This window comes from Piscinibacter sp., from assembly GCF_050175855.1.
Taxonomy (GTDB): Bacteria; Pseudomonadota; Gammaproteobacteria; order Burkholderiales; family Burkholderiaceae_C; genus Piscinibacter.
This window is the reverse complement of the sequence record NZ_JBFXIO010000408.1, coordinates 1-4296: the sequence shown is the minus strand read 5'-3', so window position 1 is coordinate 4296 and position 4296 is coordinate 1. Positions and strand designations below refer to the sequence as shown.

The 4296-nt window shown below is 73.1% G+C and carries 5 protein-coding genes; 2 read left to right on the top strand and 3 right to left on the bottom strand.

Features of this window, described 5'->3' with window-relative positions; all coding sequences use genetic code 11:
• Positions 1-1130, bottom strand: a 1130-nt coding sequence (locus AB7U92_RS22650) for a multidrug effflux MFS transporter (RefSeq protein WP_428582353.1), incomplete at its 3' end; no start/stop codon positions are given.
• A gap of 161 nt (positions 1131-1291) precedes the next feature.
• Between AB7U92_RS22650 and AB7U92_RS22645 the strand changes: the two genes are divergently transcribed.
• Together AB7U92_RS22645 and AB7U92_RS22640 are read left to right on the top strand one after the other, a co-directional pair.
• Positions 1292-1693, top strand: coding sequence for a PA2779 family protein (locus tag AB7U92_RS22645; protein ID WP_428582351.1), 402 nt, complete (start codon positions 1292-1294; stop codon positions 1691-1693).
• A gap of 5 nt (positions 1694-1698) precedes the next feature.
• Positions 1699-2670 (top strand): PA2778 family cysteine peptidase, encoded by a 972-nt coding sequence (locus AB7U92_RS22640; protein ID WP_428582349.1) that lies wholly within the window; start codon positions 1699-1701, stop codon positions 2668-2670.
• On the opposite strand, the gene AB7U92_RS22635 is transcribed toward AB7U92_RS22640, so the two are convergent.
• Positions 2640-3743, bottom strand: a complete 1104-nt coding sequence (locus tag AB7U92_RS22635) for a pseudouridine synthase (RefSeq protein WP_428582347.1) — start codon at positions 3741-3743, stop codon at positions 2640-2642. The two genes, AB7U92_RS22640 and AB7U92_RS22635, sit on opposite strands and share 31 nt — an antisense overlap.
• 24 nt (positions 3744-3767) lie before the next feature.
• Positions 3768-4296: alpha/beta hydrolase (locus AB7U92_RS22630; protein WP_428582345.1), on the bottom strand; the 529-nt coding region annotated here is incomplete at its 5' end.

Here is a 4296-nt window from a genome sequence, read left to right as displayed (position 1 = left end):
GGGTAGACGCTCGCACCGGCGGTGCGGCCGAGGAACCGGCCGCCGACGAAGGCCACCGCCATCATCCAGCCGCCGGACACGGAGGCGGCCGTCCCGGCCTTCTCGGGGAACGGGCCGACGGCGCCCGCCTGCCCGCAGGGCTGGTGCACGCCGTGGCCGATGCAGAACAGCCAGGAGGGCAGCATCACCGCCCACACGGTGTGGATGCCGGCCAGCGCGAAGCCCGCCATCGAGAGGCCGCCGGCCAGGGTCAGCCAGGCGCCGCGCCGCACCGCGCCGCGCAGGCCGTGCCGCGCCAGCAGGCGGCGGCACCAGAAGGTGCCGGCGAAGTAGGCGAACGAGTGCGTGAGCATGATCGCCCCATAGCCCACCTTGCTGGTGCCCAGCAGGCCGATGTAGACGAACGAGGTGCCGGCGAGCAGGAAGAACAAGGCGCCGTAGGCGAAGCCCGAGAGCAGCGTCCAGGCGCGGAAGGTCGGGTTCGCGAGCACGGCCCGCCAGTTGGCCGCCAGTGCCGCGAACTGCGTGGCGCGCGGGTTGCGCTCGGGCACCGTCTCCTCGTAGCGCCACGCCACGATGGTCAGCGTCGCCGCGCCGAACACCGCCACCACCAGCAGCGCGGCATGCCAGTTCAGCCACTGCACCGTGATGCCGCCCACCAGCGGGCTGGCCATCGCGATCAGGCCCAGGCCGCTGAGCGCCTTGGACATCACCCGGGCGCCTTCCTGTGGCGCGAACAGGTCGCGCACGATCGAGCGCGCGCAGGTCACCGCCGCTGCCATGCCGGCGCCTTGCAGCGCGCGCCAGGCCACCAGCGCCTCGATGCTCGGCGCCAGTGCCGCGGCTACGCTGGCCAGCGTGTAGACCGCCAGCCCCGAGAGCAGCACCGGCCGGCGGCCGAAGCGGTCGGCCAGCGGGCCGAGCACCAGCTGCGCGCTGCCGAAGCAGATGATCAGCGCCGACAGCGTCAGCTGCGTGGCCGACATGCTGGCGCCCAGGTCGCGCTGCAGCGTGGGCAGCGCGGGCAGGTAGAGATCGGTGGTGATCGGCTGGATGCCCAGCAGCAGGGTCAGCAGCAGCACGACCACGGCAGGGCGCATGCCGTGGCGTTCGGGAACCGGGGACGACATGGCGCGAGCCTAACAGGCGCGGCGCAACGACCCTGCCGCCGCCGTTGCAATCGGTGACGCGAGGCGCCGGCCGCTTGTTACGATATCCGCAGCACGTGGGAGGCTTGCCCATGTGCTCTTCCTACAACCAGCAAGCCGCAGCTCGCAAAGGACGACAAACGATGAACACCCTGACCCGTTGGACGACCCGCCTGATCGCCGTCTGCCTCAGCTTCGCCGGCTTCATGCACAGCGCGCAGGCCACCCTCGTCAGCACCGAGCAGGTGGCGGCCAGCGAGGGCGTGATCAGCGCTACCGAGCAGCGCGCCTACGTCAACTCGATGCTCGACCGCGCCGACGTGGCGCAGGCCCTGCAGGAGCGCGGCATCGATCTCGCCCAGGCCAAGGCTCGTGTCGCCGCGCTGACCGATGCCGAAGTCGCCCACGTGGCCCACACGCTGGACACCGCCCCGGCCGGCGCCAGCGACATCCTCGGCACCATCGTCTTCATCTTCGTGCTGCTGCTGATCACCGACATCCTCGGCTTCACGAAGATCTTCCCGTTCACCCGCTCGATCCGCTGAGCGCCATGCCGCGGCGAGCGTGGCTCGCTGCCGCGCTCGCGCTGCTGATGGCGCTGCTGGCGGGCTGCGCGGTGCAGACGGAGACACTGCGCCGCGCCCCGCCCTCCGGCCTGGCCCCGCGCGTCGAGCTGGCGGCCACGCCCTTCTTCCCCCAGACCGAGTACCACTGCGGCCCGGCGGCGCTGGCCACGGTGCTGGCGGGCTGGCCCGACATCGGCCGCGAGGCGACGCCGCAGCGGCTGGGCGACGAGGTCTTCCTGCCGGCGCGCACCGGCACGCTGCAGATCGAGATGATCGCCGGCGCGCGCCGCCACGGCGCGGTGGCGACGAAGCTGCCCGGCACGCTGGAGGCGCTGCTGCGCGAACTGCAGGCCGGCCACCCGGTGGTGGTGCTGCAGAACCTCGGCCTGAGCTGGTATCCCGCCTGGCACTACGCGGTGCTGGTCGGCTACGACCTCGAGGCGGGCGATGTGATCCTGCGCTCGGGCACCACCGAGCGGCAGGTGCTGCCGATGCGCACGTTCGAGCACACCTGGGTGCGCGCCGGCAGCTGGGCCTTCGTGGCGCTGCCGCCGGGGCAGTGGCCGGCGACGGCCGAGGAGGCCGCCGTGGTCGAGGCCGCCGTGGGCTTCGAGCGTGCCGCCGCTCCCGCCCAGGCGGTGCGCGCCTACCGCAGCGCGTTGCAGCGCTTCGGCGGCAGCCTCAGCCTGCAGATGGGCCTGGGCAACAGCCTGCACGCCAGCGGTGACCGGGCGGCCGCGGCGCAGGCCTTCGAGGATGCGACGCGCCTGCATCCGGGCAGCGCGCCGGCCTGGATCAACCTGGCCAGCACGCGCGCGGATCTCGGCCAGCGTGAAGCCGCACTCGCCGCGGCGAGGCAGGGCGTGGCCGTGGCGGATGCCACCTGGTCCGATCGTGCCCGCGCCCTGCTGGCCTCGCTGCAGGCTCAGGCGAAGGACTCGCCCTCGCCCAGGTAGCGGAACTGCCCCGCCGGCAGGTCGCCGAGCATCACGCGGCCGATGCGCACGCGCTTGAGGCCGGTGACCTTCAGCCCCACGGCCTCGCACATGCGGCGGATCTGCCGCTTCTTGCCTTCGGTGAGCACGAAGCGCAGCTGTTCCTCGTTGACCCACTCCACGCGCGCCGGCTTGAGCGGCTCGCCGTCGAGCTCGAGGCCATGGTTGAGCAGCCGCAGGCCTTCGGCCGACAGCGGCTCGCCGGCCGCCGGCTGCACGCGCACCAGGTATTCCTTCTCGATCGCGCTGTCTTCGCCGATCAGCTGCTTGGCGATGCGGCCGTCCTGCGTCAGCACCAGCAGGCCGACCGAGTCGATGTCGAGCCGGCCGGCCGGCGCGAGGTAGCGCAGGTGCTCACGCTGAAAGCGGATGCCGCTGGGATCGTCGCGCCAGTGGTTGGCCGCGGTGATGAGCACCGAGGCCGGCTCATAGCCGTCTTCGGCCTGGCCGCTGACGTAGCCCACCGGCTTGTTCAGCAGCACGGTCACGCGCTGCGCCTGTTCACTGCGCGCGCGTTTGTCCACCGTCACCTGCTGGTTCGGCAGCACCCGCGCGCCGAGTTCGGCGACGACCTGCCCGTCGACGCGCACCCAGCCGCGCTCGATCCACTCGTCGGCCTCGCGGCGCGAGGCCAGGCCCAACTCGCTCATGCGCTTGGACAGGCGCACGCTGCCCTCAGGGTGCGGCGCGCCGCTGGCCGGCGGTGGAGGCGACGGCCGCGGGCGGCCGCTGAAAGCGGTATTCGTGCCGGCCGGGCGGGCCGGCGGCAGCGGTGCGGGGGCGGGCCGGGCGGGAGCGGGGCGCGCAGGCGCGGGACGCGCCGGGGCCGGGCGCGCAGGGGCGGGCCGTGCCGGCGAATGCTTCTTGGCTGGCGCCGGCCGCGGTGCTTCCGCGGGGCGCTGCGCGGCGCGCTCGGCGCGTTCGGCCTGTGCCTGGGCGAGCGTCGGCCGGGGTTTGGCGCCGGGGCCACGCAGCGGGGCGCGTCGGCCGGCGGTGCTGCCGGCCGCGGGTTTCTTGAGCTTCAGGGTGGCCATGGCCGCGATTGGACCATGCCCGCGTCAGCCGTCCAGTCCGAACAGGTCCTTCAGTGCATCGCGGTAGAGGGCCTGACCCACGCCGTTGGTGCTGTAGTGCGTGCCGCCCTCGACCAGCACGAAGCGCTTCGGCTCCGGCGCCTTCTCGTACAGCGCGCGGCCCAGCTCCGGCTTGATCAGGCCGTCGTTGGCGCCGTGCACCACCAGCACAGGCACGCGCACCTCACCGATGCGGCGGGCCGAGTCGAAACGCTGGGTGATCAGCGGCGTGACCGGCAGCCAGCCCCACTTGAAGCTGCGGAACACGTCGGGGATGGACGTGAAGGTGCCTTCGACGATCAGCCCGCGGGCGTCTTCGACCTGGCCGGCCAGTTGCACCGCGATCGCGCCGCCCAGCGAGTGGCCGAAGATGTAGCGTGCCCGGCCCGGGTGCTCGCGGGCGATCCACTCCCAGGCGGCGCGGGCGTCTTCGAGCACGCTGTCTTCCGACGGCAGCTCCGCCGTGCTCTGGCCGAAGCCGCTGTAGACGACCGCCAGCACCGCGAAACCCAGC

Coding starts and splice junctions, on each gene's coding strand:
- AB7U92_RS22645 (WP_428582351.1), top strand. CDS start 1,292: ATGAACACCCTGACCCGTTGGACGACCCGCCTGATCGCCGTCTGCCTC.
- AB7U92_RS22640 (WP_428582349.1), top strand. CDS start 1,699: ATGCCGCGGCGAGCGTGGCTCGCTGCCGCGCTCGCGCTGCTGATGGCG.
- AB7U92_RS22635 (WP_428582347.1), bottom strand. CDS start 3,743: ATGGCCACCCTGAAGCTCAAGAAACCCGCGGCCGGCAGCACCGCCGGC.